Here is a 26,840-nt window from a genome sequence, read left to right as displayed (position 1 = left end):
GGGGCTGCGCTACAGCGCGAGCAGCGGGATGGCGCAGAGCAGCAGGTCGCCGGCCATGGCCAGCGAGAGGCTGTGCTTGCGCATCGTGGACTCGTGCGGGAGGTTCTCCCGCGAGATGTTCCGGATCTGGGTGATCTTGTCGACGAGGAAGGCGGCCGCGGCCGCCACGCCGAACAGCGCCCAGCCCGGGCCGAGCGGCCAGAGTCCCGCCCCGACGAAGACCAGCCCCACGGCCGTCCACAGACAGGCCACCACGAGCGCGTGCCGGGGCCCGTGCTGCACGGCCGGCGTGCGGTCGCCCGCCTTGGCGTCGCCGATGAGGTCGGGGATGCACCACCACAGGGAGCGGCCGAAGAGCAGGATGCCCAGCCCGGTGAGGAACAGCCAGGCCGGGAGCGGCACGTCCGGGCGTACGGCGGCGTACGTGGACAGGGACGGCAGGAAGGCGAACGTGGCGCCGAAGTAGGCGGGGTTGGCGTAGCCCCGCCGCTTGAGCCGGATCGGCTCCAGGTTGTAGGCGAGGTGGAGCAGGACGGACAGGGCCACGCCCACGGCCACCAGCGGGCGCCCCAGCCAGACGGCGACCCACAGGGAAAGGCCCATGGCCAGGGTCTTTTCCAACCCGGCGCACAGAAAGGCGGTGCGCACGCTCAGGTGCCGGGTGGCCCGCGCGATGCTCTCCTTGCCCAGCGTGTGGGTGTCGGCCAGGATGTCCAGGCCGGCGTTGAGCGGGTTCTGCGAGACGATCGCGACGATGTTGGCGAACAGCGTGATCAGCACGGGCGCGTCGAGCAGGTCGCCCGGAGCCGATGCCGCCAGGCAGGCGCCCCACAGCACGTGGCAGAGGTAGATGATCGGGAAGGGGTACTCCAGCCGGTGGATGCGGATGATGCTCCGCAGCCGTCCGTTGGCCTGGGTGGGCAGTTCAGTCGTCACGCCGGACACGCAGTCACCATCATTCTCAGGGATTCGCCGGGGCCCATGGCGGGACCGCGCAGCTGCGGCACCCCGGCCTCCGGATTCACACACGTGATCTCGCGCTGGCGCAGGACGGCCGCCACGACCATCCGCATCTCCAGCATCGCCAGATTGGCCCCCAGGCAGCGCCGGGTGCCGCCGCCGAACGGCAGGTACTCCTGAGCGGACTTGCGCCGGCCCAGGAAGCGGTGCGGGTCGAAGCGCCCGGGGTCGGGGTAGAGGTCCGGCTGCTGGTGGGCCAGGTAGATGCAGGGGGTCAACCGGGTGCCGGCCGGCAGGTTCTCCCCGCCGATCTCCCGGTCCTCCGCCAGCACCCGGTTGCCGGCCACCACGGCCGGCGGCGAGATGCGCAGGGCCTCGCGGCAGGCGGCGTCGAGCAGCGGCACGGCCTCCGCGCTCGCCCCGCTGGCGGAGGTGGCCGCCAGCTCGTCGACGATCTCCCGCCGGACCTCCTCGTGCTGCGCCAGCCAGAAGAGCGTCCAGGCGATGGAGGACGCTGTGGTTTCGTGCCCGGCGAACAGCAACGACACGATCTGGTCGCGCAGTTCCCCCTCGCCGAGCGGCCCGAGCGGCGCCTCGCCGCTGCTCAGCAGCGCGACGAGGGTGTCCGCACGCTCTGCGTCACCGGACGGGGCCGTCCGCCCGGTGACGGGGCAGACCAGCTCCTTGTCGAGGCTCTCGCGGCGGCGTACGAACGTGCCCCACGGGGAGGGCACCGGCGGGGGGAGCCGCAGGTACCGGTAGGCGAGGGTGCGGCCCCGGGAGCCCAGAACGCCCTCGATCCACGTGGTGAACCGGTGCAGCAGGGCGTCGTCCACCGGGCCCAGGATGATCTGGCTGACGATGTCGAGGGTCAGCCGGCGGGTCCACTCGGCCACCTCGAACACGGTGCCCGGCGGCAGCCGGTCGATGGCCTCCTGGGTGGCCCGCGCGATCAGCCCCTCGTACTCGCGCAGCCGGCGGCCGCGCAGCCGCGGGCCGATGACCTGCCGGTACGCCGCGTGCCGTGGGCCGTTGGCGAACAGCAGGGAGGTCTCGCCCACCAGCGGGCCGAGGGTGTCGCTGCCCTCCAGCGTCATGTCCTTGTCGCCGCGGAAGATCTGGCCGATCAGCTCCGGCTTCCACACGAGCATGGCCCGCTTGGGTGCGGCACCGAGCTCGGCCACTCCGCTGCGGTTGTCCTTGTGGCCGTCCAGGAACGACAGCGTGCGGAAGGCGAACCGGTACTTGCCGCCGCGCGTGGTCACCGGGCACCGCCGGACGCGGCCCTGCCGAGCGCGAGAGCTGCGAGCCGGGCCGCCCGGATCACCGTCACCGGGGCGTAGATGTCCTTGTCGTGCCACAGGCCCGGGTAGCCGGCCGGGTCGTCGTACTCCGTGAGCCAGGCGCAGCCGCGCTCGGCGGCGGCCACCGCGGTGGTCCGGTCCTGCGGCGCGGCGGCGCGCAGCACCAGCTGGACCATGTAGGAGGTCTCCTCGGTCGTGCCCTGCCAGCGGCCCCACGAGCCGTCCGGGCGCTGCGTCTCCAGCGCCCACCGCACGGCGCGTGCGGCGGCCTCGCGTGCGGCGGGGCCGGTGCCGTACTCGGCCAGGGCCAGCGCGCAGCAGGCGGTGGCGTAGTACGCCGAGGCGTGCCACTTGTCGGTCCAGCTGCCGTCGGCCAGCTGGTTCGCCAGCAGCCATGTGGTGATCATGGCTATGTCCGCGGCGTAGTCGTCGGCCTCCTGCGGGCGGATCGCCGCGTAGTGGCCCAGCGCCTCCAGGATGTGCGCGTTGGTGCTGGTGGAGGGGGTGCGCTCGACGCCGAAGCAGGAGAAGTAGCCGTCCCGGCGGAAGTGCACCAGGCTGTCGGGCCGGTGCGGCCTGCCGTGCTGGGCCAGGGCGAAGAGGACCGCGGCGGTGTCGTCGGAGTCGGTCGGCAGGCCCGGCGCCGCCGGGACGCCCGTCTCGGTGAGACCGGCCTCCAGGCTGTCGCGGAGCTCGGCCGGGACCTGGTAGTCCAGCCCGGATGCGGCCAGGGAGTTGAGCACCCAGGCGCGCTCGAAGTACACGATCGGGGTGATGGACGGCACCGGCCCACCGAACCGTGCCTGGACGGCGTCGAGGTACGCGGCGGCCTCGGTGTCCCGCTCGGGTGCGCCGCCCAGCCAGGCGGCGGTGGCGGCGGGGGAGCATCCGACCGAGCCCGCGTGCGGGCGGGCCCCGCAGGCGCCGTCACGGGTGAAGGCCTCCAGGGAGTGCCAGAGCTTCTCGGGCAGCGCGTCCTGCCCGGCCAGGGTGCGTACGTGGGCCAGCAGGGCCCCGTCGAGGTCGGGCGCCGCCGAGCTCAGGGCGGCGCCCGACCAGGGGCCGAGCTTGTCCGTCGCGCCGGGCGGCAGGGCGGCCAGGTGGGCGTTGATGTCCGCGAGCAGCGCGGGGCCCACGAACTCCACGCCGATGGTGTCCGGCACTTCGCCGTCCAGCAGGCTGCCCTGGAGTGCGTCGAGGCCGGCGGCGCAGGCGGCCGCGGTCTCCTCGCGCCTCTTGGGCGCCGAGGCGGCGCCGGTCCGGGCCAGTTCGCGCAGCAGGGCCTCCACCGCGCTCAGCGTGGGGACCAGGCCGTAGCCGTCGGGGGCGCCCCAGCTGCCGTCCTCGTTCTGCTCGTTGAGCAGGTAGGCCACGCGCTGCTCGTGGCCGCCCAGCCGGGGGGCGAGGGAGACGAGCCGCGCGGTGTCGTACACCGAGGGGGCCACCAGGCCCCAGGGGTCCCCGGCGGTGGCGGCCAGCAGGGCGGCCGCGTCGGTGTCGTGGGCGGCGGACATGGGCTGGGTGGGGGCTTCGGGCACGGCTGCTCCCTCTCGTCGGGCGGCTTGTCAGACGACGCATGATCGGCTGAATCATTTATATAATCCAACTTAGGCTGTTAGTGTCGCAAGCTCGTTTCCGGAGTCTGAAGTCGGGGGTTGTTGTGGCGGGTCTGGTGTGGGAGCCGACGTCGGCGGGTTGGGGTGCGCGGGTCGAGTGGGATCTGCGGGAGCCGTTGGATGCGGTGCGTGCGGGGGAGTTCGTGGAGTTGTTCCGTGCGCGGCATCTGCTGGTGTTCTCGGGTCAGGGTTTCTCGATGGAGGAGCAGATCCGGTTCATGGGGCATTTGGGTCCGGTGTTGCGTGAGGAGGGTTCGGGGCTGGGTTATGTCTCGAACGTGAAGGAGGGGGCGGCGCTGGGTTCGAGTGAGTTGTCGTTCCATTCGGACACGGGTCACTGTGCGGTTCCGTTGCAGGCGGTGTCGTTGTTCGCGGAGGACGTGGAGGGGTCGGTGACGGGGACGCGGTTCGCGAACATGGCTGCTGCGTATGGCCGGTTGTCGGCTGGTTTGCGGTCGCGGGTGGCGGGGTTGGTGTGTGAGAACGCGATGCCGATGTCGCTGGACGGTCGGAACGTGGGTCTTGAGGTGGCTGCGGGGATGCCGCGGGCGGAGCATCCGGTGGTGTGGCGTCATCCGGTGTCGGGTGAGCCGGCGTTGATGGTGAATGCGAATCAGACGACGCGGATCGTGGGTCTGGAGGAGGCGGAGAGCCGGGCTCTGCTGGAGGAGTTGTTCGAGGTCATGTACGCCGATGAGGGTGTGTATGAGCACGAGTGGCGTCAGGGTGATGTGGTGGTGTGGCACAACCTGGCGGTCCAGCACGCGCGGGGTGATCTGGGTGGTGACGGGCGGCGGACGCTGCGGCGGGTCGCGCTGGGTGAGAAGGGGTTCTGGGAGCAGTGCCCGACCCTGCGCTACGCCGACTTCGAAAACCACCGCAACACGGCCGAGGGCGAGGCGTCGGCTGCATGAGGCGCACGCTGTTCACGCCCGAGCACGAACAGTTCCGGCAGACCGCTCGCGCCTATTACCTGCGTGAATGCGTCCCGTACGCGCAGGAGTGGGAGCGCGCCGGGATGGTGAGCCGCGAGGCGTGGCGGGCGGCCGGCGCGGCCGGGCTGCTCGGCTGGCAGTACCCCGAGGAGTACGGCGGCCAGGGCATCGACGACTTCCGCTACAACGTCATCATGGCCGAGGAGATGGCCGCCACCGGCGCGGTCGGCATCGGCCTGGGGCTCCAGAACGACGTACTCCCCTCCTACCTGGCGCACCTCACCCCCGAACAGCGCAGCCGCTGGCTGCCGGGGATCGTCTCCGGCGAGACCGTGTGCGCACTGGCCCTCTCCGAGCCCGAGGCCGGCTCGGACCTGAAGGGGATGCGCACCACCGCCCGGCGCGAGGGCGCCCACTACGTGCTGAACGGCCAGAAGACGTTCATCACCAACGGGATCCTGGCCGACTTCGTGATCGTCGCGTGCAAGACCGACCCGGCCGCCGGACGCCAGGGCATCAGCCTGATCGTCGTGGAGCGCGGGACGCCCGGCTTCGAGCGGGGCCGCCGCCTGGACAAGGTCGGGCTGAAGTCCCAGGACACCGCCGAACTGCACTTCGACGAGGTGCGCGTGCCGGTGGACAACCTCCTGGGCGAGGAGGGCGCGGGCTTCGGCTACATGATGCGGAACCTGCCCAACGAGCGGATCGCCATCGCCGTCAGTGCGCTCTCCGGCGCCAACCGCGCCTTCGCGCTGGCGCTCGACTACGCCCGTACCCGCACCGCGTTCGGCCAGGCCATCGGAACCTTCCAGGCCAACCGGTTCGCCCTGGCCGACATGCGGGCCCGGCTGGATGCGGCGCAGGCCTACGTGGACACCTGCACCATGGCGCTGGTCGAGGGGAGCCTCACGGCCGTCGACGCCGCCGCGGCCAAGTACTGGACCACCGAGACCGCCTGGCAGGTCATCGACCGCTGCGTCCAGCTCTTCGGCGGCTACGGGTTCGTCAACGAGTACGAGATCGCCCGCATCTGGCGCGACAACCGGGTCCAGCGGATCTTCGGGGGGACCTCGGAAATCATGCAGGAGATCGTCGGCCGCTCCCTCGGGCTCTGAGCGTCCCTGCATCGCATCCGGACGCCAACAAACAGATAAATCAGTTAAATAATCCAACTAGTGATGCTAGGCTCTCAGGCGTAGCTGTCACGCGTGGAGTTGGGGGTTGTTGTGGCGGGTCTGGTGTGGGAGCCGACGTCGGCGGGTTGGGGTGCGCGGGTCGAGTGGGATCTGCGGGAGCCGTTGGATGCGGTGCGTGCGGGGGAGTTCGTGGAGTTGTTCCGTGCGCGGCATCTGCTGGTGTTCTCGGGTCAGGGTTTCTCGATGGAGGAGCAGATCCGGTTCATGGGGCATTTGGGTCCGGTGTTGCGTGAGGAGGGTTCGGGGCTGGGTTATGTCTCGAACGTGAAGGAGGGGGCGGCGCTGGGTTCGAGTGAGTTGTCGTTCCATTCGGACACGGGTCACTGTGCGGTTCCGTTGCAGGCGGTGTCGTTGTTCGCGGAGGACGTGGAGGGGTCGGTGACGGGGACGCGGTTCGCGAACATGGCTGCTGCGTATGGCCGGTTGTCGGCTGGTTTGCGGTCGCGGGTGGCGGGGTTGGTGTGTGAGAACGCGATGCCGATGTCGCTGGACGGTCGGAACGTGGGTCTTGAGGTGGCTGCGGGGATGCCGCGGGCGGAGCATCCGGTGGTGTGGCGTCATCCGGTGTCGGGTGAGCCGGCGTTGATGGTGAATGCGAATCAGACGACGCGGATCGTGGGTCTGGAGGAGGCGGAGAGCCGGGCTCTGCTGGAGGAGTTGTTCGAGGTCATGTACGCCGATGAGGGTGTGTATGAGCACGAGTGGCGTCAGGGTGATGTGGTGGTGTGGCACAACCTGGCGGTCCAGCACGCGCGGGGTGATCTGGGTGGTGACGGGCGGCGGACGCTGCGGCGGGTCGCGCTGGGTGAGAAGGGGTTCTGGGAGCAGTGCCCGACCCTGCGCTACGCCGACTTCGAAAACCACCGCAAGTCCGCTTGACCCCCCGCACGCAACGCCGCGCCGCCAGCCGGCGCGCCCAGTGTCCGACCGAACACCCCGAGGGGAAGAGACCCGTGCACGCTGACACAGTCCACCGACCCGTGAACACCGCCGAGCTCGGCCACCGGAGCACATCGGCGGTCGCCGCTCTCGTCATGCCCGCGCTGCGGGAGACCGTGGACACGATCGACAACCGCCTGCGACCCATCGTCGCCTACCACTTCGGCTGGATGGACACCGCCGGCCGCCCGGTGGCCAAGAGCAGCGGCAAGATGGTCCGCGCCGCGCTCGCCGTGCTGTCCGCCCAAGCCGTCGGCGGCGACCCGGAGCAGGCCGTGGTCGGCGCGGTCGCCGTCGAGTTGGTGCACAACTTCTCCCTCCTGCACGACGACGTGATGGACCGCGACCTCGAACGCCGCGGCCGGCCCACCGTCTGGTCCAAGTTCGGCATCCCGGCCGCCATCCTGGCGGGCGACATCCTGCTTGCCCGGGCCTGCGGCATGTTCGAGGGCCGCGACGGCGACCAGGGCTGGGCCACCAAGACCCTGATCGACGCGATCGCCGAACTGGCCGAGGGGCAGATGGCCGACCTCTCCCTCGAACGCCGCTCCTCGTCGACCCTGCGCGAGGCGCTGACCGTCTCCGAGCAGAAGACCGCCGCGCTGCTGCGCTGCGCCTGCGAACTGGGCGCCGGCCTCGCCGGCGCCACGGCGGAGCAGCGCGAGCGCCTCGGCTCCTTCGGCACCCACCTGGGCATGTCCTTCCAGCTGGTCGACGACGTCCTCGGCATCTGGGGCGACCCGGCGGTCACCGGCAAGCCGGTCCGCTCCGACCTGCACAACCGCAAGAAGAGCATCCCCGTCGTCGCCGCCCTCAACAGCGGCACCGAGGCCTCCCGGGAACTCGCCGCGCTCTACGCCGCCCCCGAGCCGCTCACGGAAGAGCAGGCGCGCCGCGCCGCCGAGCTGGTCGAGCTCGCCGGCGGCCGCGCATGGACCGAGGCCGAGATCGAACGGCACCGCTCCCTGGCCGTGGCCGAGTTGGCCGCCGCCGGGCTGACGGAGGAGCAGCAGGCCCCGCTGCTGGCCCTCGCCGACTACATAGCGTTCAGGAACCACTGATGACCGTCCCCGTCGTGCGGGTCGCCGCACGCCCGCTCTCGCCCGCCCTACGGCCGGGGGACATCCTCCTCGCCGACGCGCTCCACCGGCCCTCCGGGACGCAGCACACCCGGGCGTACGGGCTGCTCGCCGGCGCGCTGCGCGCCCGGGGCCGTACGGTCGTCACGGGCCCGGCCGCGGTGGCCGGGGCCCGGGCGCCCGAGGGGCGGGAGCCGGCTCTGGTGGAACTCCTGCCCGGTCAGGAGCTGCCCCACCCGGACGCACCGGCCGCCGTGCTGTGCGTCATACAGGACCCGGCGGACCCGGCCGGCGCCGACGAGGCCCGCGCGGCCGCGGACCGGGTGCTCGCCGACTGGAAGCGGGCCCGGGGCGACCGCCGGATCCGGCTGGCCGCGCCGCGTTCCTTCTGCGCCGGCGTGGAGCGCGCCGTCGACATCGTGGACCGCGCCCTCGACCAGTACGGCGCACCCGTCTACGTCCGCAAGCAGATCGTGCACAACCGGCACGTGGTGGACCGGCTCGCTGCCCGGGGCGCCGTCTTCGTCGACGAGCTCGACGAGGTCCCCGAGCACGAGCTGGTCGTCTTCTCCGCCCACGGGGTCGCCCCCGCCGTGCGCGACGCGGCCGCCGACCGCGGCCTGCGGGTGATCGACGCCACCTGCCCGCTGGTCACCAAGGTGCACGCCGAGGCCCGGCGGTTCGCGAGCCAGGGCAAGACCGTGGTCCTCATCGGGCACGCCGGCCACGAGGAGGTCGAGGGCACGATGGGCGAGGCCCCCGACCGCACGGTGCTGGTGCAGACCCCCGAGGAGGCCGCGGCCCTGGAGGTGCCCGACCCCGGGTCGGTCTCGTACCTCATGCAGACGACGCTGGCCATGTCCGAGGCCTCTGCCGTCGCCGAGGCGCTCGCCGACCGCTTCCCGGCCATCGCCGCGCCCCAGTCCGACGACATCTGCTACGCCTCGACCAACCGCCAGAACGCCGTCGAGGAGATCGCCGGAGAGGTGGACCTCCTCCTGGTGGTCGGCTCCGCCAACTCCTCCAACTCGGTGCGGCTGACGGAGCTCGCCGAACGCATGGGCACCACCGGCCACCTGGTCGACGACGTCTCGCACGTCGAACTCGGCTGGCTGCACGGCGGGGTCCGGCGGATCGGGCTCACGGCCGGCGCGTCGGCCCCGGACGAGCTGGTCCAGGAGATCATCGCGAACCTCGCGGCGCTCGGGGCGATCGAGGTCACCGAACACCCGGTGGCCACGGAGAACATCACCTTCCAGCTTCCGAAGGTGCTCAGGAGGGGCCGGAGCGACATGGAGACCACCGTTGACCGCCATTGATCTCGCCCTGCCGACGAAGCCGCTGCGCCGCACCACCCGGCAGCTCATGGTCGGCGCCGTGGGCGTCGGCAGCGAGCACCCCGTCTCGGTGCAGTCGATGACGACCACGGTCACCGCGGACGTCGAGGCCACCCTGCGCCAGATCGCCGAACTGACCGCCGCCGGCTGCGACATCGTCAGGGTGGCCTGTCCCAGCCGGGACGACGCGGAGGCGCTCCCGGAGATCGCCCGCAAGTCCAAGATCCCGGTCATCGCCGACATCCACTTCCAGCCGCGCTACGTCTTCGCCGCCATCGAGGCGGGCTGCGCCGGCGTCCGGGTCAACCCGGGCAACATCAAGGAGTTCGACGACCAGATCAAGGAGATCGCCCAGGCCGCGGCCGAGACCGGTACCCCGATCCGGATCGGGGTCAACGCCGGCTCGCTCGACCCGCGCCTCCTCGCCAAGTACGGCAAGGCCACGCCGGAGGCGCTGGCCGAGTCGGCCATGCGGGAGGCGGAGCTCTTCGCCGAGCACGACTTCCACGACTTCAAGATCTCGGTCAAGCACCACGACCCGATGGTGATGATCCGGGCGTACGAACTGCTGGCCGCCCAGACCGACTACCCGCTGCACCTCGGCGTCACGGAGGCCGGTCCGGCCTTCCAGGGCACCGTGAAGTCGGCCGTGGCCTTCGGCGCCCTGCTGCGCCAGGGCATCGGCGACACCATCCGCGTCTCGCTCTCGGCACCGCCCGTCGAGGAGGTGAAGGTGGGCCTGCAGATCCTCCAGTCCCTGGGGTTGCGGCCGCGGAAGCTGGAGATCGTCTCCTGTCCCTCCTGCGGGCGCGCGCAGGTCGACGTCTACCGGCTCGCCGAAGAGGTGAGCGCCGGCCTGGAGGGGCTGCCCGTGCCACTGCGCGTCGCGGTCATGGGCTGCGTGGTCAACGGTCCCGGCGAGGCCCGCGAGGCCGACCTGGGCGTCGCCTCCGGCAACGGCAAGGGCCAGATCTTCGTCAAGGGCGAGGTGGTCAAGACCGTACCCGAGTCGAAGATCGTGGAGACGCTGATCGAAGAAGCGCTGCGCCTCGCGGAGCAGAAGGGAGCGGACGCCGATGCGACTGGCTGACCTGACCGGGCCCGACGACCTCGGACCGCTCACCGACACCGAACTCGACGCGCTGGCCGCGGACATCCGGACCTTCCTCGTGGAGTCCGTCGCCAAGGTCGGCGGCCACCTGGGCCCCAACCTCGGGGTCGTCGAACTCACCATGGCGCTGCACCGGGTGTTCGAATCGCCCAAGGACGTGCTCCTCTTCGACACCGGCCACCAGGCGTACGTGCACAAGCTGCTGACCGGCCGCATGAAGGGGTTCGCCACCCTGCGCCAGGCCGGAGGGCTCTCGGGCTATCCGGACCGCGGCGAGTCCGAGCACGACGTCATCGAGAACTCCCACGCCTCCACGGCCCTTTCGTACGCCGACGGGATCGCCAAGGGCTTCGCGCTGGCCGGCTCGGCGCACCGCCGGGTCGTCGCAGTGGTCGGGGACGGCTCCCTCACCGGCGGTATGACCTGGGAGGCCCTGAACAACATCGGCGGCGCACCCGGCCGGCCCGTGATCATCGTGCTGAACGACAACGGCCGCTCGTACGCCCCCACCACCGGCTCCCTCGCCGACCACCTGCGCGCCCTGCGCGAGGGCGGCCCCGGCGACGGCACCCCCGGAGAGCCCGCCAACCTCTTCGAGACACTGGGCATCGGGTACATCGGTCCGGTCGACGGCCACGACCGCCCCGCGGTCGAGGCCGCGCTGCGCGAAGCCGCCGCGGCCGGCCGCCCGGTCGTCGTGCACTGCGTGACCACGAAGGGGCACGGCTACGCCCCTGCGGCCGAGGACCCCCACGACTGCTGGCACGCCATCGGCACCTTCGATCCCGCCACCGGCGGCCCGACCCCGACCGCCGGCCGCTCCTGGACCGCCGTCTTCGGCGAGGAGCTCGCCGAGGTCGGCGCCGCACGCCCCGACGTGGTCGCGATCACCGCCGCGATGCTGCAGCCGGTGGGACTGGAGCCGTTCGCCCGCCGCTTCCCGGACCGGACCTTCGACGTCGGCATCAGCGAGCAGCACGCGGTGGTCTCCGCGGCGGGCCTCGCGCACACCGGGCTGCACCCGGTGGTCGCCGTGTACTCCACGTTCCTCAACCGTGCCTTCGACCAAGTGCTGATGGACGTGGCCCTGCACCGTCTGCCGGTCACCTTCGTCCTCGACCGGGCGGGCGTCACCGGACCCGACGGGGCCAGCCACCACGGCATCTGGGACGCCTCCTGGCTGTCCCTGGTCCCGGGGCTGCGGATGGCCGCGCCGCGCGACGCCGAGGAGCTCAAGTCCGTGCTGTGGGAGGCGGTCGCCCACGAGGACGGGCCGACGGTCGTCCGGTTCCCCAAGGCGCAGGCCGGCGCCGGCATCCCGGCGCTCCGCCGGGATGCGGCCGTGGACGTGCTGTACGAAGCCCCGGCTGCGCGCGTCCTGCTCGTACCGGTGGGCCCCGTCGCGGCGGACTGCCTGCTCGCCGCGGAGGAGCTGGCCGGGCTGGGCATCGCCGCGACCGTGGCGGACCCGCGCTGGAGCGTGCCCGTACCCGACGGGCTGGCGGAACTCGCCGCCCGGCACGAGCTGGTGGTCACCGTCGAGGACAACCTGGCCGGCGGCGGCCTGGGCGCCCGCCTCACGCAGCAGCTCGCCGAGCGGGGCACGGCCACCGCCGTCCGCTCCGCCGCCCTCCCGACCGCTTTCCTGCCGCACGGCGACCGCGCGGCCATCCTGCGCCGGCAAGGCATCGCCCCGGACGCCCTCGTCCAACGGATCACCGCCTGGCTGCGGCCACAAGCCGCCACGCGCTGACCGCGGCGGCCGGGCGACCGTCCCGCGGCCGCCGTGACCCATGGCTTCACACCAGCCTGTAAGGAGTCGTTCCCATGCCCTCGCACCTCCCCTTCGCCCGCCAGCTCCGGCTGCGCAGGCTCTACCGGCACGGTGACCAGCGGCTCGTGGTGGTCCCCCTCGACCACTCGATCACCGACGGGCCCATCACCGGGGGCCGCCGCGTCGGGCAGCTCGTCCGGAGCCTGGCGCACAGCGGAGTGGACGCGACCATCGTCCACAAAGGGACGCTGCGCTGCATCGACCCGGCGTGGTTCGCGCACATGTCGCTGATCGTGCACCTGAGCGCCAGCACCGTGCACGCCCCCGACCCGAACGCCAAGTACCTCGTCGCCACGGTCGAGGAGGCGGTGCGGCACGGCGCCGACGCGGTCAGCGTGCACGTCAACATCGGCTCCGACGAGGAGAAGCAGCAGATCGCCGACCTGGCCCGGGTGGCCGAGGCCTGCGACCGCTGGAACATGCCGCTGCTGGCCATGATGTACCCGCGCGGGCCGCGGGTCGACAATCCCCGGGACCCCGAGCTGATCTTGCACGCGGCCTCGCTCGCGGCCGACCTCGGCGCCGACATCGTCAAGACGCTGTACACCGGCTCGCCGGAGACGATGGCGCAGGTCACCGACACCTGCCCGCTGCCGATCCTGGTCGTCGGCGGTCCCCGGCGCGATGTGCTCGACGACACGCTGGCGTACGTGGAGGAGACGCTGGGCGCGGGCGCGGCGGGCGTGGCCATGGGGCGCAACGTCTTCCAGGCCCCGGATCCGGGCAAGGCGGCCCGGGCCCTCGTGGACCTGGTCCACGGCGGCCCCGCGGGTCTGCGCCCGATCGACCTCGGCATCACGGCCCGCGAGCTGTCCCGGCCGATGAGCTGAACCCCGCCCCCGCCCCCGGCGACGTACGACGCGTCGGACGCCGTCCGATTTCCCGCACTGATGGAGAGAGAGAAATGAAGCTGAGCTGGTTGGATGTCCGCACCGTCGGGGATGCGAAGGAGGCCGTCCTCCAGGAGGCTCTGCACCACCGCATCGAGGGCGTCGTGTCGAACACCGCGGCGGACCTGGAGGGGCTGCCCCCGACGGTCACCAAGGTCCTGCTCCCGGACCCGGGCGCCCTGCCGGACGAGTTCGGCGCCGCCGACGTGGTGGTGGTCGACCCCGCCACCCACGGGATCACCCCCGCGGAGCTGCGCATCCTCTTCCCGTCGGTGGAGTTCGGCCGCTTCGTCGAGATCGTGGACGCCGACACGTTGGAGCTGGCGTGCGAGTCGGCCCGCACCGAGCCCTACAGCGTCCTGCTGTTCCGCGACCCCACCAAGATTCCCCTGGAGATCGTGATCGCCGCGGCGGCCAAGGCCACCGGCAGCCTGATCACGGTGGCCCAGGACGTCGAGGAGGCCGAGATCATCTTCGGTGTCCTGGAGCACGGCTCCGACGGCGTGATGATGGCCCCGCAGGCCGTCGGTGACGCGACGCGCCTCAAGGAATGCGCCCGCCTGGACACCCCCGCCCTCGACCTGGTCGAGCTGGAGATCACCGGCACCGCGCACGTGGGCATGGGCGAGCGGGCCTGCGTCGACACCTGCAGCCACTTCCGCGAGGACGAGGGCATCCTGGTCGGCTCCCACTCCAAGGGCATGATCCTGTGCGTCAGCGAGACCCACCCGCTGCCGTACATGCCGACCCGCCCCTTCCGGGTCAACGCCGGCGCCATCCACTCGTACACCCTGTCGAAGGACGAGCGGACCAACTACCTCAGCGAGCTGAAGTCGGGCAGCAAGGTGCTGGCCGTGGACGTCAAGGGCCAGACCCGCCTGGTCACCGTGGGCCGGGTCAAGATCGAGTCCCGTCCGCTGATCTCCATCGACGCGGTTGCCCCGAACGGGCAGACCGTCAACCTGATCCTCCAGGACGACTGGCACGTGCGCGTGCTCGGCCCCGGCGGCGCGGTCCTCAACAGCACGGAGCTGAAGCCCGGCGACAAGGTGCTCGGCTACCTGCCCAGCGCCGACCGGCACGTCGGCTACCCGATCGACGAGTTCTGCCTGGAGAAGTGAGCCGGCATGAGTGAGAGCCACCCCCGGATCGCGGTGGTCGGTGGCGGCATCGCCGGGCTGACGGCGGCCGCCTCGCTGCTGCGCGCCGGCGTCCCGTGCACGGTGTACGAGCGGGCCACCGCCTTCGCGGACGCCGGGGCCGGCATCCAGTTGGCTCCCAACTCGGTACGCCTCCTGCACGAGCTGGGCCTGGCCGCGGTCCTGGACCGGCGGGCGACCCGCGCGCGGGCGATCGAGACCCGGCGGTGGGACGACGGCCGCCTCCTCGCGCGCACCTCCCTGGGTGAGGCGTGCGAGAGCCGCCACGGAGCCCCGTACCACCTCATCCAGCGCGCCGACCTGCATCGGAGCCTGCTGGAGCTGCTGCCGCCCGGCACCGTACGGCACAGCTCGGCCTGCACCTCCTTCGAGGAACACCCGGACGGCGTGACGCTGCACTTCGCGGACGGCTCCGCGGAGCGGGCCGATGCCGTCGTCGCGGCGGACGGCATCCACTCCGGCTTCCGCAACGCCCTGGTGGGCGACCGGCCCACGTTCACCGGGCTCACCGTCTACCGGGGCCTGGTGCCCGCGGACCGGCTGCCGGAGTTCTCCGCCGTGCCGCAGGTGTACTTCTGGCTCGGGCCCGGGGGCCATGTGACGGCCTATCCGATCACGGGCCACGGCCTGATCCACTTCAGCGCCGTGACCACGTCGCCGGACTGGGACCCGGACACCTGGTCCGCCCCCGGCACCCCGGAAGAGGTCGCGGCCGCCTTCACGGGCTGGAACTCCGAGGTCGGCGCACTGGCCGCGGCGGCCGAAGAGGTCCACCACTGGGCGCTGTTCGACCGCGACTGCGTGGGCGGCTGGTGCACCGGCCGGGTGGCGCTGGCCGGCGACGCCGCCCACCCGATGGTCCCGTTCCTCTCCCAGGGCGCCAACCAGGCCATCGAGGACGCCGCCGTGCTCGCCGCCCTGCTCCGGGACTGTGATCCGGACCAGGTTCCCGCGGCGCTGCGGCGCTACGAGGAGGTGCGGCTGCCGCGGGCGGCCGCCGTGCACCGGCGCTCCCGCGAGCGCGGCGGCGAGTTCCACCTGCCGGACGGCCCGGAGCAGCGGGCGCGGGACGCGGCCATGCCCGGGGCGGAGCGGCTGGACGCGTACGCCTGGCTCTACGGGTACGAGGCGCTGCCGCAGGGCGTGCGCCGTTGGGGCGGACCGGGCGCAGACCGCAAGGACATCGGAGGGAACAAGGTTGGATTCCGGCACACGTGACAGTTATCTCGACCGCCTCGGCGTCGGGTTCCCGGCCCGGGCGGACGCCGGGTACCTGAGGGTGCTCCAGGAACGCCACCTCATGAAGGTGCCGTTCGAGAACATGCACATCCGGTCGGGCCGCCCCACCGCGCTCGGCTACGCCGCGGTCGACAAGATCGCCCGCGGGGGGCGCGGCGGCACCTGCATCGAGCTGGCGAGCTCCTTCGAGCAACTGCTGCGTGCCGTGGGCTACTCGGCCGTCTCGGTGCTCGGCGGCCGGATATTCCACGGCGGACGCTTCATGGCCCCCGTGGTCCACTTCGTCCTGAAGGTGGAGACGCCCGAGCCCTGGCTGGTGGACGTGGGCTTCATGCGCGGCAGCCGCTTCCCGCTGCGGTTCGGCGAACGCGAGCCCCAGCAGGACCCGGAGGGCGAGTTCCAGCTGGTGGACCGGGAGGGCGGCCTGGAACTGCTCCGGGACGGCGTACCGCAGTACCGGCTGGACCTGACGCCGCTGCGGTTCGAGGACATCCCGCCGACCTGGTGGGCGTGGACGCTGCCCGAACTGCCGATGTCGCACCTGCTCATGGCCTCGGTCCTGGACCGGTCCGGGCGCACCACCATGGTCGACCAGCGGCGGCTGATCCGGTTCGTCGACGGCACGACCGTCGAGCAGCTGCTGGAGAGCCCCGAAGAGGTGCTGGAGGCGTACCGGACCCGGTTCGGCATCGAGCTGGACCGGGTGCCCGAGCCGGGGCCCGGCCCGACGGAGGACGACCCGCTGGTGCTTGAGCAGTACCGCGCCTGGTTCGTGGCGCAGTACGGGGACCCGGCGGTGACCCCCGTCGCCGGCGGCTTCCCGCTGCGCTGAGGACCGAAGACCCACCGGGGCGGAGGGCGTTCGGCCGGAACCGTGAGTTCCGGCAGGGCGCCCTTCCGTATGCCCGCGCCCGGGCCCCGGTTCCGGGGCGGTCAGCGCACCGGACGGGCCTTCCAGAAGTAGTTGTGCACCCCGTCCGAGGTCAGCATGCGCCGGAAGGTCATGGCCACCCGCATGCCGCTGCGGACCTCCTCGGCCCGCGCGTCGGTGAGCTCGCACCGGAACCGGCCGCCCCCGTCGAATTCGACGACGGCGAGGATCAGCGGCGGGTGCGGGGAGTGGGCCAGGTGGTCGACGGTGTGGGTGACGACGGTCGCTTGCACGCCGGCGAGCCGCTCCTCGGCCATCCGGTCCACGCTCCGGCAGCCGCTGCAGAGCCGGGCCGGCGGGAGCGCGCGCGTGCCGCAGTCGGTGCACCGGCCGGCCACGAGGCCGAACTTCCAGTCCACCTGCCGCCAGGCCGGCGGCGCGGCGGGCGCCGCCGGCACCGGCCGGGCCTGCGGCTGCCGGAACAGGAACCCCCTCCAGGTCAGGTAATCGCCGTAGGAGAGCGTGTCGTCCCCGGCGGCAGCCCGGTCGGCGACCGGAACGGCGGGCCGGCCGGCGGCCAGCCCCTCGCCGGCCTCCAGCAGCAGCACCCACGCGCCGTCGCCGAGGACCACCAGCGCGATCCGCTCACCCGGCCGCGCGCGGTCGAGTGCGTCCGCGAGCAGCAGCCCCGGCTGGGCCGTGCCGGGGTTGCCGACGGTCCCCGCCAGGACGCCGGCGCTCTTGGCGGGGGCCCGGCCGGTCCGCACGCCCAGTCGGGCGGCCACGGACTTCAGGGCGCGCTGGTGGAGTCCGGCGACGGCCACGTGGTCGATGTCTCCTCCCTCCAGCCCGGCCTGCCGCAGCGCCTCGTCGAAGGCCGCCTCGGCGGCCGGGACGTGGATCTGCTCGGTGAAGCGTTCCTCCGAGGCCGAGGCGGCCGAAGCGCCGGGCGCCCGCCAGCGGTCCATCACCTCGTGGGTGACCGAGGCCCTCGCGAGGACCTCGGCGAGCGCGGGCCGCCGGCTGCCGTCGCCGAAGAGGAAGGCCGCGGCGGCGTCCCCGCCGGCCCGCTCGTCCGGGCTGCCCGGCGCCCCGGTGCGGACGTCCGACAGGACCACCAGCGTGTCCTCGTCCGCCCGGGCGGCCAGGTGCAGGGCCCCGGCGCCGGAGCGGACCGCACCCGCCATGTCCACCGCGAGGGCCTGAGCGGGCAGCCCCAGCGCGGCATGGACCGCCGCCGCGTTGGTTTTGTCCGCGTACGGCGGGGTGGCCGTGGCGAACAAGAGGCTCCGCACGTGCGGCAGGGCGTCCGGGCAGCCCTCCAGCGCGGCGAGCGCGGCGGCCGTCCCCAGCGTGGTGCTGTCCTCGTCGTACGAGGCGACCGCGCGCGTGCCGCCTCCCGCGGCGGTCCCGAGAAGGTCCCCGATGGCGCTGCGCCGGAGGCGGTAGTGGGGCACGTAGGTGCCGTAGGCGACGAGTGACGTCACGTCTCGCTCCTCTTGATGAGTAAGATCAGTAGTATTATCTAACTGTATGGAGGTGAGGTGTCGTGCCGTCACGCGGTATACGGGACAAGGTCGCCGTCGTGGGCATGGGGTGCACGAGGTTCGGAGAGCACTGGAACGCCTCGGCGGACGACCTGATGCTGGAGGCGGCCCTGGCCGCCTGCACCTCGGCCGGGATGGCTGCCGACGCGGTGGACGCCCACTGGCTGAGCACCCTCGCCTCCGGCTCCTCGGGGCTGATGCTCTCGCGCGCACTGCGCCTGCCATACCGGCCCGTCACCCGCGTCGAGAACTACTGCGCCGGGGGCTCGGACGCCCTGCGCAACGCCTGCTACGCCGTGGCCAGCGGCGCCTACGACACGGCGCTCGCCGTGGGGGTCGAGAAGCTGAAGGACTCCGGCACCTCCGGCCTGGCGGCCGCCGAGGTGCCCGGCGACGGCACGCGGCCCGACCTCACCGCACCGGCCGCCTTCAGCCTGGTCGCGCAGGCGTACGGGGAGAGGTACCGGCCGCCGAGCGGCGCGCTGCGCGAGGCGCTGGACCGGATCGCCTGGAAGAACCACGCCAACGGCGCACTCAACCCGCGAGCGCACTTTCGGCGGGCCGTGCCGCTGGACACCATCCGGGCCGCTCCCCGGGTGGCGGGCGAACTCGGGCTCTTCGACTGCTCGGGCGTCAGCGACGGGGCGGCGGCCGCCCTGGTCGTGCGCGCCGAGGACGCGTACCGCTATACGGACAAACCGCTCTTCGTGAAGGCGCTGGCGCTCGCCGCGGGACCGGCCGCCGGCCCGGCGGATCCGGGGTACGACTTCACCTCCTTCCCCGAAGTCCGGCATTCCGCCGCGGACGCCTACCGGCAGGCCGGAATTTCCGATCCCCGAACCGAACTGGCGCTGGCAGAAGTGCACGACTGCTTCACCATCACCGAACTGGTGCTGATGGAGGACCTCGGATTTGCCGAGCCCGGCACCGCCTGGCGATCCGTCCTGGCCGGTGAATTCGACCGGGACGGCGTACTGCCGGTGAATACCGACGGCGGGCTGAAGGCATTCGGCCATCCGATCGGCGCCTCGGGGCTGCGAATGCTCTTCGAATGCTGGCTGCAATTGCGCGGGGAAACACCGGAAGGCGCCGCGCTGACCGGAAATACGGCGCACCGGAAACTCGCCCTCACCCACAATCTCGGTGGTGGCCCGGGGGAGTGCCTCTCCTTCGTCTCCATCGTCGGATCCGAACCCTCGGAATGAGGAACGCGCCTCCGGCGCAGAGAGAAAAGGAGGAACACATGGCGGAAACGTGTGAGGGCCGGGTCGTGGTCGTCACGGGCGCCGGCAACGGCATCGGGCGGGCGCACGCCCTGGCCTTCGCCCGGGCCGGCGCCCGGGTCGTGGTCAACGACCTCGGCGTGGCCCGGGACGGCTCGGGCGATTCGACCCGCCCCGCCGAGGCGGTGGCCGAGGAGGTGGCGGCCCTCGGCGGCAGGGCCGTGGTCAACTTCGACGACGTCTCGGATTGGGCGGGGGCGCAGCGCCTGGTCGAGCAGGCGGTGGCCGAGTTCGGCCGAGTGGACACCGTGGTCAACAACGCCGGGATCCTGCGGGACCGGGCGCTGGTCAACATGACCGAGGAGGACTGGGACGCGGTGACCGCCGTCCACCTCAAGGGCACCTTCGCCGTGCTGCACCATGCCGCCCGCCACTGGCGGGAGCGGGCCAAGGCGGGCGAGGCGGTGGCGGGCCGGGTGGTCAACACCACCTCGACGTCGGGCCTCTACGGCAACCCCGGGCAGTCGAACTACGCGGCGGCCAAGGCCGGCATCGCCGCCCTCACGGTCGGGGCGGCCCAGGAGCTGGCCCGGTACGGGGTGACGGTGAACGCGGTCGCGCCGGCCGCGCTGACCCGGATGACCGAGGACCTGGGCGTCATGCCCGCCCTGGCCGAACAGCACGACCTGCGGCCGGAGAGCGTCTCACCAGTCGTTGTCTGGCTCGGCGGCCCCGGATCGGGACATGTCACCGGCCGGGTCGTCACCGTCTTCGGCAGCCGGATCTCGGTCGCGGAGGGATGGGTCGACGGCCCCTCGGCGAGCGCCCCCGACGGCTGGCGCCCGGAGACGGTCGGCGAGGCCCTGACCGCACTGGTGGAGCGGGCCGCCCCCAATTCCGACGCGTTCGGGCGGCGTCCTGTCTGATACTGCGCGGGCTGGCCGGGCGCGGCCGTCAGTCCAGGAGCTCCAGGCGCGTGTTGGCGCCGCTCGCGCTGATTTCCTTCTCCATGGCGGCGATGTGGGCGAGCCAGTGGGCCTCGGCCTCGTCCGCCTTGCCGGCCTGGACCAGCTCGACGAGCTTGGCGTGGACGTCCTGGTCGGCGCGGGTGCGCCCCTTGCGGGCGGTTGCCACGTGCGGGCTGCCGGCGTCGTAGAAGACGCACTGGAGGGTTTCGCTCAGCGCGGTCACCGCCCGGTTGCCGCTCAGCTCGACCAGGGTGGCGTGGAAGGAGGCCTCGGCCTCGGCCAGCGCCCGGGCGTCGCCCTTCGCCGCGGCCTCGGTCGCCAGGGCCTCGTGCAGACGCCCGATGTCACCGGGGGTGTGCCGGGTGGCGAGCTGCCGGGCGCACGGCGCTTCGATCGCGCCGAGCAGCTGGAACATCTCGCCGAGCCTGGTCTGGCGGTATTCCAGGATGAGCCCCAGGTAGCGGGCGGCGACACGGGGATCGGGCGCATTCACGCGGGCGCCGCCGTGCACACCGCGGCGGACGCTGATCAGTTCTTCTGATTCCAGAACGCGAATTGCCTCACGCAGCGTGGGCCGGGAAATGCCGAACTGTTCCATGAGCGCCGATTCGGAGGGCAGTGCGTCACCGGGAGCGACTTCGCCCCGGATAATGACGCGTCGCAGCGCGGCCGCCACCAGTTCCGCGGTCTTGGGGACGCGGACGCGAAGTCCGGCTGCTTTCCGGCCGTTTGGCGTGGCCTTCGGCATTCCGCCTGCGTCGGTCAAGGCGTTCCTCCTGGTGTCGTGCTTCACGATGCGATGTGCGTGGTTTCGGTAGGCACTTCTGCACACCGGCAGGGGGGCGATTGTTCTAAATCATCAGCTCAACGTTACTCAGTATAGCAAGGTTGAATATTTGATGGTCAGGTGTGTGAACGTCCGCCCCCTCCGCCTCACCTGCCGGTCGGGCGGGTGGCTGCGGCGTCGGGTGGGATGGTACCGTTAAATTAGTTTACTAAGTAATCCTTGGGGGCTGCTATGGGGAGACTTGAAGGCAAGGTCGTCATCGTCACCGGCGCCGCGTCCGGCATCGGTGCCGTCACCGCCGCCCGGCTGGCCGAAGAGGGCGCTCGCGCGGCCGTTGCGGATGTGGACGAAGCGGGGGCGCACCGTGTCGCGGAGGCGATCCGGGCCGCGGGGGGCGAGGCGGTCGGCGTCGGCGTCGACCTGGCCGACACCGGCTCGGTGCGCGCCATGGTCGAGCGGGCCGTCCAGGAGTTCGGCGGGCTGGACGTCCTCCACAACAACGCCGCGGCCACCGTGCTGGCCGCCTCCCGTGACCTGCCGGTCGCCGACGCGGACCCCGACGTCTGGGACGAGACCATGAGGGTCAACGTGCGCGGCACCATGGTCGCCATCCAGGCCGCGCTGCCGCACCTGGTGGCCCGCGGCGGCGGATCGGTCATCAACACCTCCTCCGCCGCCGGCCTGTCAGGAGACCTGGGCCACCCGGCTTATGCCGCGTCCAAGGCGGCGATCGTGAACCTCACCCGCTACGTGGCCACCCAGGCCGGCAAGAGCGGTGTGCGCTGCAACGCCATCGCCCCCGGCCTGATCATCACCAGCCCTGAGCGGGAGGCGGCCTACGGGTCGATGCTCCGCCACCACCTCACGCCCCGGCTGGGCCGCCCCGAGGACGTGGCCGCGCTCGCGGTCTTCCTCGCCTCCGACGAGTCCGCGTTCATCACCGGACAGACACTCGTCGTCGACGGCGGGCTCCTCGCACACCAGCCGTATTACGCCGATCTGGCCCGCCGGAGTTCCGCATGCTGACGCCGACGCCCGAACTCGCCCTGCGCACCCTGGAGATGCGGCTGGGCGACCGCCGTGGACCGGGCGCCGCGCCGTCGGAGCCCGTGGCCGCAGGCCCCGGCGGCCAGGTGGAGACCCGTCTGACCTGGTACGGCGGCGCGGCCGTCGACCCGTTCCGCCCCGGCGGCGAGGCCGCCGTACAGGCGCTGTCCGGGCTGATGCACGTCCACGGGCAGGAAGCGGGCGCACCCCGTCGGCTCGGGCTGCCGGCCGCCTCCGTCGCCGCGGGCATCCTCGCGGGGCACGGCGTGCTCGCCGCCCGGATCGCCCGGGCCCGCGGGGCCGCCGTCCACACGGTGGAGACCTCCGTGCTCCGCGCCGCCACCCTGCTGGCCGGGCACTACGTGGCCGAGGCCACCGCCCCCGATCCCTGGGGCCCCGCCGTCAAGGGAACCGGTACGCCCCCGCCCTTCCGCAGCGCCGACGGGCCCGCCTTCGAGGTGGAGACCTTCGACCCGGGCGCCTGGCGGCACTTCTGGCAGGCCCTGGGTGCGGACGCCGCGGCCCTCGGCCGCTCCTGGACCGCCTTCCAGTACCGCTACGTCAAGGGCTACTGCTTCCTGCCCGACGAACTGCACGCGGTGGCGGCCCGGACCCCCTGGTCCCGGATCACTGCGACCGCGGCCGAGTTCGGACTCAGCCTGGCGGCCCTGCGCGGCTACCGGGAGGTGCTGGCCGAACCCGGCCGGAGCGAGGACCGAGCCCTGCTCACCCCGCTGACCGCCGCGGACGGCGGCGCCGCCCGGCCGCCGCACCCGGGCGGCTTGCCGCTCGCCGGACTGCGCGTGGTCGAGGCGACCAGCCGCGTCCAGGGCCCGCTGACCGGCCTGCTGCTGAGCCGGCTCGGTGCCGAGGTGACCTGGATCGAGCCCCCGCAGGGCGACCCCAGCGGCATGGGCGCCCTGTTCCACCAGGGCAAGCGGCGGGTCGGGATCGACTTGGGCGGTCCGGCCGGGCGCGCCGGGCTCCGCGAACTCGCCTCCACCGCCGATGTGTTCCTGCACAACTGGCGGCCGGGCAAGGCGGAGGAATGGGGTTTCGGCCCAGCGGACCTGGCCCGCGTCAACCCGCGCCTGGTGCACGCGGCAGCGTCGGGATGGGGCTCCCGCGCCGACCGGGACGCCGTGCTGGGCACCGAGTTCATGGTGCAGGCGTACGCCGGCGTCACCGAGGGCAACACCCCGGCCCACCGGAGCCCCGCCACGACCCGGGTGCTGCTGTGCGACATGTTCGGCGCGCTGGTCACCTGTGAAGGCGTCCTCCAGGGGCTCCTGCGGCGGGAGCGGGAGGGCCGCGCCTGGCAGGTCGAGGCCTCCCTGCTCGGCGGGGCCATGGCGCTCCAGTCGGAGCTGCTCCTGGGGCTGGCGGCCGGCGACGAGAGCGGCCGGCGGGCCGGCCGGCCGCTGTGGCTGCCGGTGGACGAGCCCCTGCCCACCGCGGACGGCCACCTCGTGCTCGGCGCGGACGACGACGCGGCCCGGCGCACGGTCTGCGACCTCCTCGGCGTCCGCGCCGGGGCCCGCGGACAGGCTGCCGGGCAGGTGCGGGAACGTCTGCGGGACGAGCCCGCCGAGCACTGGGAGAAGCGGCTCACCGACGCCGGCCTCCCGGCGGCGGTGGTCTCCGACGATCTTGAGGCGCTGCCCGCGGACCCCCGGCTCGCCCCCCTCTTCACCACTCTCGGCGACGGCACCCGGGTGCCGGCCTCGCCGTGGGTCTTCCACTCATGACGAACAAGAGCGCCCCGGCGCACGGAGAAGGCGACATGGAAGCCGCGAGCCGACTGGTCACTGCGCTGCACGAAGCCGCCCTGCGCTGGCCCGAACGGCCGGCCATCACCTTCCAGGGGCGCACCCTCAGCTACTTGGAGTTCTGGGCTCGGGCGGGGGCGCTGGCCGCCGCCTGCCGCTCGATGGGCGTGACGGCGGGGGACAGGATCGTGTGCCAGCTTCCCAACTCGCCCGAGTACCTGGTGGCGGTGGCCGCCGCCTGGCGGTGCGGGGCCGTGCTGGTGGGCGCCGACCACGACCTGACCGGCCCGGAACTGGTCTCGCTGCTCGGGCGGACCGGGGCCGTCGCCCTGGTGTACCGGCCGCGCCGCGCGGCCGAGGTGCCCGTCGAACCCCTGGACGACGTACGCCGGGAGTGCCCGGGCGTCCGGCTGATCGTCCACGACGACGAGCGACCGCGGCCCCGGGAGTTCCGGCTGGCGGACCTGACGGACCTGACGGGCCGGCCGGGGGACCCCGTACCGGCCGAGGCGCCCGCGCCCGGGGTGGACGACTCCGGCACGGCCCTGCTGCTGCTCACCTCGGGCACCACGGGACAGCCGAAGTGCGTGGTGGAGACCTTCGACGCACTGTCGGCCAAGCTGGACTGCTTCAGCTCGGCCTACCGGCCCGGGGAGTCGGACGTCCACCTGGTGTACCTGCCGCTCGCCCATGCGCTGGGGCTCAAGATGTCCATGATCGCGCTGACCCGGGGCAGCCGGCTGGTGCTCATGGAGCGCTTCTCGCCCGCGGGCGCGCTCCGGCTGATCACCGACGAGGGGGTCACCGTGGTGCCCGGCACTCCGGCGCACTTCCAGCTGATGCTCGACACGCTGGACCCGGCGGTGCACGACCTGAGCACCCTGCGCTGGGCGGTCGCCGGCGCGGCCTCCTTCCCCGGCGCGCTGCTCACCGCGCTCTACACCACCTTCGGTGTCCGGCTGTTCTACGTGTACGGGTGCAGCGAGGGCTTCCTGTGCCACACCGTCGACCGCACGGAGATCGAGGCGGGCTCGGTGGGGCGCACGGTGTTCCAGGGACCGCCGGGGACCGCGCCCAACGGTCGCGTGGCGATCTTCGCCCGGGACGGCTCGGGCCCCGTCGGCCCGGGTGAGGTGGGCGAGATCGTCTTCGGGGCGGACCGGCCCGTGCGCTACTGGGGACAGGACCCGGTGGCGGCCGACGGCTGGTACCACACTGGAGACCTCGGGCTGGTCGACGAGGAGGGCCGGCTCCATGTGAAGGGCCGGATGAAGGAACTGGTGAACCGCGGCGGGCTGAAGGTCTCGTGCGCGGAGGTCGAGTCCGCCGTCACCGCCCTGCCGGGCGTCGTCGACTGCGGGATCTTCCCGGTCCCGGACCGGGTGCTGGGCGAGGCCATCGGTGCGTATGTGGTACTCGCCCCCGGCGAACCGGAGTTCAGGGTCGAGGAACTGCGGGCCCGGCTGGGCCGGTCACTGGCCCGGCACAAGATGCCGGACGCCCTGTGGATCGTGGACCGGGTGCCCCGTACCAAGATCGGCAAGGTGGACCGGGCGGCCCTGCGGCTGGTGCCCGATGCCGCGGCCGCCGGTGCCGCCGGCTAGTGGTGCCGGAGGTGCGGGAGGCCGTGGTGACTATGGGAAACCTACAAAGCCTGCCCGGTCGAATCGGTCGACTTCTTCCCTGACTGACGAGGTTTCGGCTGACATGATCTTCATGAGATCGGCAAGCGTCTTGTGAAATCCCTACTACGTTGAGGAGACAGAGAATGGCTGGAAACGGTCAGGTCGTGGTCACGGGCATGGGTGCCCTCACCCCGGTGGGCGCCGACGCGCCGTCGTCGTGGTCGGCTCTGCTGGCCGGAAAGTCCGGGGTGCGCTTCCTGGACGAGGAGTGGGCCGCGGACCTGCCCGTGCACGTCGCGGCCGGCCTGCCCTCGGACCCGGCCGCGCTGCTGCCCCGAGTGGAAGCCCGGAAGCTGGACCGCGGCGAGCAACTGGCCATCCTCAGCGCCCGGGAGGCCTGGCAGGACGCCGGTGCTCCCCAGGTCGCCCCGGAGCGGCTGGCCGTGGTCATCGGCACCGGCACCGGCGGCGTCCTGACCACCCTCGGCCAGGACGACCTCTTCGAGCGCTCGGGCGCCCGCCGGCTGTCGCCGTTCGCCGTTCCGATGCTCATGCCCAACGGCCCGGCGGCCTGGGTCAGCATGGACCTCGGTGCCAAGGGCGGCGCGCGGACGCCGGTGAGCGCCTGCGCCTCCGGGGCCGAGGCCCTCGCCATGGCCCAGGACCTGATCCGCGCCGGGCGGGCCGACGTGGTCGTCGCCGGCGGTGTCGAGGCGTGTCTGCACCCCTTCACCATCGCCGCCTTCGCCCAGATGAAGGCGCTGTCCACCGAGTCCGAGAACCCGGAGGCGGTCTCCCGCCCGTTCGACGCCGCCCGGTCCGGTTTCGTCATGGGCGAGGGCGCGGGGATCATGGTGCTGGAGAGCGCCGAGTTCGCCCGTGCCCGCGGCGTGCGCACGTACGGCTCGCTGGCCGGCAGCGCGGTGAGCTCCAGCGCCCACCACATCACCGCCTCCGACGCCGACGGCCAGGTCTTCGCGATGGAACACGCCATGCGCGACGCGGGCGTCGACCCGCAGGACATCGGAGTGGTGCACGCGCACGCCACCTCCACCGAGTCCGGTGACGTGGCCGAGGCCGAGGCGATCCGCAGGGCCGTCGGCCGGCACGCCGCGGTGACGGCCACGAAGTCGATGACCGGTCACATGCTGGGGGCCTCCGGCGCGGTGGGCGCGATGGTCGCGCTGCTCGCCCTCAAGGAGGGCAACGTCCCCGCCACGCTCAACCTGGACCGGCTCGACCCGCGGGTCGACCTGGACGTGGTGTGCGGCGAGAACCGCACCGGCCAGTGGTCGGCGGCCCTGGCCAACTCGTTCGGGTTCGGCGGGCACAACGTCAGCCTGGTGTTCACCAAGTAGTCCGCAGGACAGGGGGAAGCAAAAAGATGAGCGCTTACGACACCC

General features: G+C 72.6%; 22 protein-coding genes and 1 pseudogene. 17 read left to right on the top strand and 6 right to left on the bottom strand.

Translation table 11 applies throughout. From position 1 onward, the window contains the following. Positions 1-9: 9 nt before the first annotated feature. From AB0B01_RS00780 to AB0B01_RS00770, 3 genes are read right to left on the bottom strand one after another with little or no spacing between them, the layout of a single operon-like run. Positions 10-936 (bottom strand): UbiA family prenyltransferase, encoded by a 927-nt coding sequence (locus tag AB0B01_RS00780; RefSeq protein ID WP_361711601.1) that lies wholly within the window; start codon positions 934-936, stop codon positions 10-12. Further along, positions 933-2,225 (bottom strand): cytochrome P450, encoded by a 1,293-nt coding sequence (locus AB0B01_RS00775; protein WP_361711600.1) that lies wholly within the window; start codon positions 2,223-2,225, stop codon positions 933-935. The genes AB0B01_RS00780 and AB0B01_RS00775 overlap by 4 nt, the downstream gene beginning before the upstream one ends. Continuing rightward, positions 2,222-3,802: a prenyltransferase/squalene oxidase repeat-containing protein gene (locus AB0B01_RS00770; RefSeq protein ID WP_361711598.1), complete on the bottom strand. Its 1,581-nt coding sequence runs from the start codon at positions 3,800-3,802 to the stop codon at positions 2,222-2,224. Before AB0B01_RS00770 ends, AB0B01_RS00775 begins: the two co-directional genes overlap by 4 nt. A gap of 122 nt (positions 3,803-3,924) precedes the next feature. On the opposite strand from AB0B01_RS00770, the gene AB0B01_RS00765 reads away from it, so the two are divergent. The 11 genes from AB0B01_RS00765 to AB0B01_RS00715 all read left to right on the top strand — a co-directional run bounded on the left by AB0B01_RS00765 (position 3,925) and on the right by AB0B01_RS00715 (position 16,432). Beyond that, positions 3,925-4,794 carry a TauD/TfdA family dioxygenase gene (locus AB0B01_RS00765; protein WP_361711596.1) on the top strand — a complete coding sequence of 290 codons (870 nt, stop codon included), beginning with the start codon at positions 3,925-3,927 and terminating at the stop codon, positions 4,792-4,794. Further along, complete coding sequence (locus AB0B01_RS00760) at positions 4,791-5,930, top strand: acyl-CoA dehydrogenase family protein (protein ID WP_361711594.1); 1,140 nt, start codon at positions 4,791-4,793, stop codon at positions 5,928-5,930. The genes AB0B01_RS00765 and AB0B01_RS00760 overlap by 4 nt, the downstream gene beginning before the upstream one ends. A gap of 111 nt (positions 5,931-6,041) precedes the next feature. Then, positions 6,042-6,890, top strand: coding sequence for a TauD/TfdA family dioxygenase (locus tag AB0B01_RS00755; RefSeq protein WP_361711592.1), 849 nt, complete (start codon positions 6,042-6,044; stop codon positions 6,888-6,890). A gap of 74 nt (positions 6,891-6,964) precedes the next feature. Further along, positions 6,965-8,011, top strand: a complete 1,047-nt coding sequence (locus AB0B01_RS00750) for a polyprenyl synthetase family protein (protein ID WP_361711590.1) — start codon at positions 6,965-6,967, stop codon at positions 8,009-8,011. Beyond that, positions 8,011-9,348: a 4-hydroxy-3-methylbut-2-enyl diphosphate reductase gene (gene ispH / locus AB0B01_RS00745; protein WP_361711588.1), complete on the top strand. Its 1,338-nt coding sequence runs from the start codon at positions 8,011-8,013 to the stop codon at positions 9,346-9,348. The genes AB0B01_RS00750 and ispH overlap by 1 nt, the downstream gene beginning before the upstream one ends. Further along, complete coding sequence (gene ispG / locus AB0B01_RS00740; RefSeq protein ID WP_361711586.1) at positions 9,335-10,456, top strand: flavodoxin-dependent (E)-4-hydroxy-3-methylbut-2-enyl-diphosphate synthase; 1,122 nt, start codon at positions 9,335-9,337, stop codon at positions 10,454-10,456. The genes ispH and ispG overlap by 14 nt, the downstream gene beginning before the upstream one ends. Continuing rightward, complete coding sequence (locus AB0B01_RS00735) at positions 10,443-12,230, top strand: 1-deoxy-D-xylulose-5-phosphate synthase (protein ID WP_361711584.1); 1,788 nt, start codon at positions 10,443-10,445, stop codon at positions 12,228-12,230. The genes ispG and AB0B01_RS00735 overlap by 14 nt, the downstream gene beginning before the upstream one ends. A 74-nt stretch (positions 12,231-12,304) precedes the next feature. After that, positions 12,305-13,141, top strand: a complete 837-nt coding sequence (locus AB0B01_RS00730; protein WP_361711582.1) for a 2-amino-3,7-dideoxy-D-threo-hept-6-ulosonate synthase — start codon at positions 12,305-12,307, stop codon at positions 13,139-13,141. 74 nt (positions 13,142-13,215) lie between these two features. Continuing rightward, complete coding sequence (locus AB0B01_RS00725; protein ID WP_361711580.1) at positions 13,216-14,322, top strand: 3-dehydroquinate synthase II; 1,107 nt, start codon at positions 13,216-13,218, stop codon at positions 14,320-14,322. Positions 14,323-14,328: 6 nt separating this feature from the next. Further along, positions 14,329-15,579, top strand: a complete 1,251-nt coding sequence (locus AB0B01_RS00720; protein WP_361711578.1) for an FAD-dependent monooxygenase — start codon at positions 14,329-14,331, stop codon at positions 15,577-15,579. Then, a complete protein-coding gene (locus tag AB0B01_RS00715; RefSeq protein ID WP_361711576.1) occupies positions 15,560-16,432 on the top strand; it encodes an arylamine N-acetyltransferase in 873 nt (290 codons plus the stop codon). Before AB0B01_RS00720 ends, AB0B01_RS00715 begins: the two co-directional genes overlap by 20 nt. Before the next feature lie 101 nt (positions 16,433-16,533). On the opposite strand, the gene AB0B01_RS00710 is transcribed toward AB0B01_RS00715, so the two are convergent. Continuing rightward, positions 16,534-17,958: an OB-fold domain-containing protein gene (locus tag AB0B01_RS00710; RefSeq protein WP_361711574.1), complete on the bottom strand. Its 1,425-nt coding sequence runs from the start codon at positions 17,956-17,958 to the stop codon at positions 16,534-16,536. Positions 17,959-18,020: 62 nt separating this feature from the next. Here AB0B01_RS00710 and AB0B01_RS00705 point away from each other — a divergent pair, with 62 nt between their 5' ends. Continuing rightward, positions 18,021-19,223 carry an acetyl-CoA acetyltransferase gene (locus AB0B01_RS00705; RefSeq protein WP_361711573.1) on the top strand — a complete coding sequence of 401 codons (1,203 nt, stop codon included), beginning with the start codon at positions 18,021-18,023 and terminating at the stop codon, positions 19,221-19,223. A 38-nt stretch (positions 19,224-19,261) separates the two neighbouring features. Further along, positions 19,262-20,167, top strand: a complete 906-nt coding sequence (locus AB0B01_RS00700; RefSeq protein ID WP_361711571.1) for an SDR family oxidoreductase — start codon at positions 19,262-19,264, stop codon at positions 20,165-20,167. A gap of 28 nt (positions 20,168-20,195) precedes the next feature. Here the strand turns inward: AB0B01_RS00700 and AB0B01_RS00695 are convergent, their stop codons facing one another. Next, entirely contained in the window at positions 20,196-20,702 is a 507-nt protein-coding gene (locus tag AB0B01_RS00695; protein ID WP_361711741.1) for an FCD domain-containing protein, read from the bottom strand. 27 nt (positions 20,703-20,729) lie between these two features. Next, a pseudogene (locus AB0B01_RS00690) lies at positions 20,730-20,957 on the bottom strand (GntR family transcriptional regulator); the annotation flags it as partial. A 270-nt stretch (positions 20,958-21,227) separates the two neighbouring features. Here AB0B01_RS00690 and AB0B01_RS00685 point away from each other — a divergent pair. The 4 genes from AB0B01_RS00685 to AB0B01_RS00670 all read left to right on the top strand — a co-directional run bounded on the left by AB0B01_RS00685 (position 21,228) and on the right by AB0B01_RS00670 (position 26,795). After that, positions 21,228-22,022 carry a glucose 1-dehydrogenase gene (locus AB0B01_RS00685; protein WP_361711569.1) on the top strand — a complete coding sequence of 265 codons (795 nt, stop codon included), beginning with the start codon at positions 21,228-21,230 and terminating at the stop codon, positions 22,020-22,022. Next, positions 22,016-23,791 carry a CoA transferase gene (locus AB0B01_RS00680; protein ID WP_361711567.1) on the top strand — a complete coding sequence of 592 codons (1,776 nt, stop codon included), beginning with the start codon at positions 22,016-22,018 and terminating at the stop codon, positions 23,789-23,791. Before AB0B01_RS00685 ends, AB0B01_RS00680 begins: the two co-directional genes overlap by 7 nt. Further along, positions 23,788-25,416: a class I adenylate-forming enzyme family protein gene (locus AB0B01_RS00675; RefSeq protein WP_361711565.1), complete on the top strand. Its 1,629-nt coding sequence runs from the start codon at positions 23,788-23,790 to the stop codon at positions 25,414-25,416. The genes AB0B01_RS00680 and AB0B01_RS00675 overlap by 4 nt, the downstream gene beginning before the upstream one ends. A gap of 164 nt (positions 25,417-25,580) precedes the next feature. Further along, on the top strand, positions 25,581-26,795 hold the full coding sequence (locus tag AB0B01_RS00670) for a beta-ketoacyl-[acyl-carrier-protein] synthase family protein (protein ID WP_361711563.1): 1,215 nt from the start codon (positions 25,581-25,583) through the stop codon (positions 26,793-26,795). Positions 26,796-26,840: the final 45 nt, after the last annotated feature.

It is taken from the genome of Streptomyces sp. NPDC044571 (assembly GCF_040647115.1).
In the GTDB taxonomy this organism is placed as follows: domain Bacteria; phylum Actinomycetota; class Actinomycetes; order Streptomycetales; family Streptomycetaceae; genus Streptomyces.
Note: the sequence above shows the minus strand (reverse complement) of the source record. Positions and strands in the feature narration are given on the sequence as shown.

What these genes read in the sequence shown, in the direction of transcription:
- AB0B01_RS00680 (WP_361711567.1), top strand. Translation starts at nt 22,016, where the DNA reads ATGCTGACGCCGACGCCCGAACTCGCCCTGCGCACCCTGGAGATGCGG.
- AB0B01_RS00685 (WP_361711569.1), top strand. Translation starts at nt 21,228, where the DNA reads ATGGGGAGACTTGAAGGCAAGGTCGTCATCGTCACCGGCGCCGCGTCC.
- AB0B01_RS00730 (WP_361711582.1), top strand. Translation starts at nt 12,305, where the DNA reads ATGCCCTCGCACCTCCCCTTCGCCCGCCAGCTCCGGCTGCGCAGGCTC.
- AB0B01_RS00720 (WP_361711578.1), top strand. Translation starts at nt 14,329, where the DNA reads ATGAGTGAGAGCCACCCCCGGATCGCGGTGGTCGGTGGCGGCATCGCC.
- AB0B01_RS00700 (WP_361711571.1), top strand. Translation starts at nt 19,262, where the DNA reads ATGGCGGAAACGTGTGAGGGCCGGGTCGTGGTCGTCACGGGCGCCGGC.
- AB0B01_RS00675 (WP_361711565.1), top strand. Translation starts at nt 23,788, where the DNA reads ATGACGAACAAGAGCGCCCCGGCGCACGGAGAAGGCGACATGGAAGCC.
- AB0B01_RS00735 (WP_361711584.1), top strand. Translation starts at nt 10,443, where the DNA reads ATGCGACTGGCTGACCTGACCGGGCCCGACGACCTCGGACCGCTCACC.
- AB0B01_RS00760 (WP_361711594.1), top strand. Translation starts at nt 4,791, where the DNA reads ATGAGGCGCACGCTGTTCACGCCCGAGCACGAACAGTTCCGGCAGACC.
- ispH (WP_361711588.1), top strand. Translation starts at nt 8,011, where the DNA reads ATGACCGTCCCCGTCGTGCGGGTCGCCGCACGCCCGCTCTCGCCCGCC.
- AB0B01_RS00725 (WP_361711580.1), top strand. Translation starts at nt 13,216, where the DNA reads ATGAAGCTGAGCTGGTTGGATGTCCGCACCGTCGGGGATGCGAAGGAG.
- AB0B01_RS00670 (WP_361711563.1), top strand. Translation starts at nt 25,581, where the DNA reads ATGGCTGGAAACGGTCAGGTCGTGGTCACGGGCATGGGTGCCCTCACC.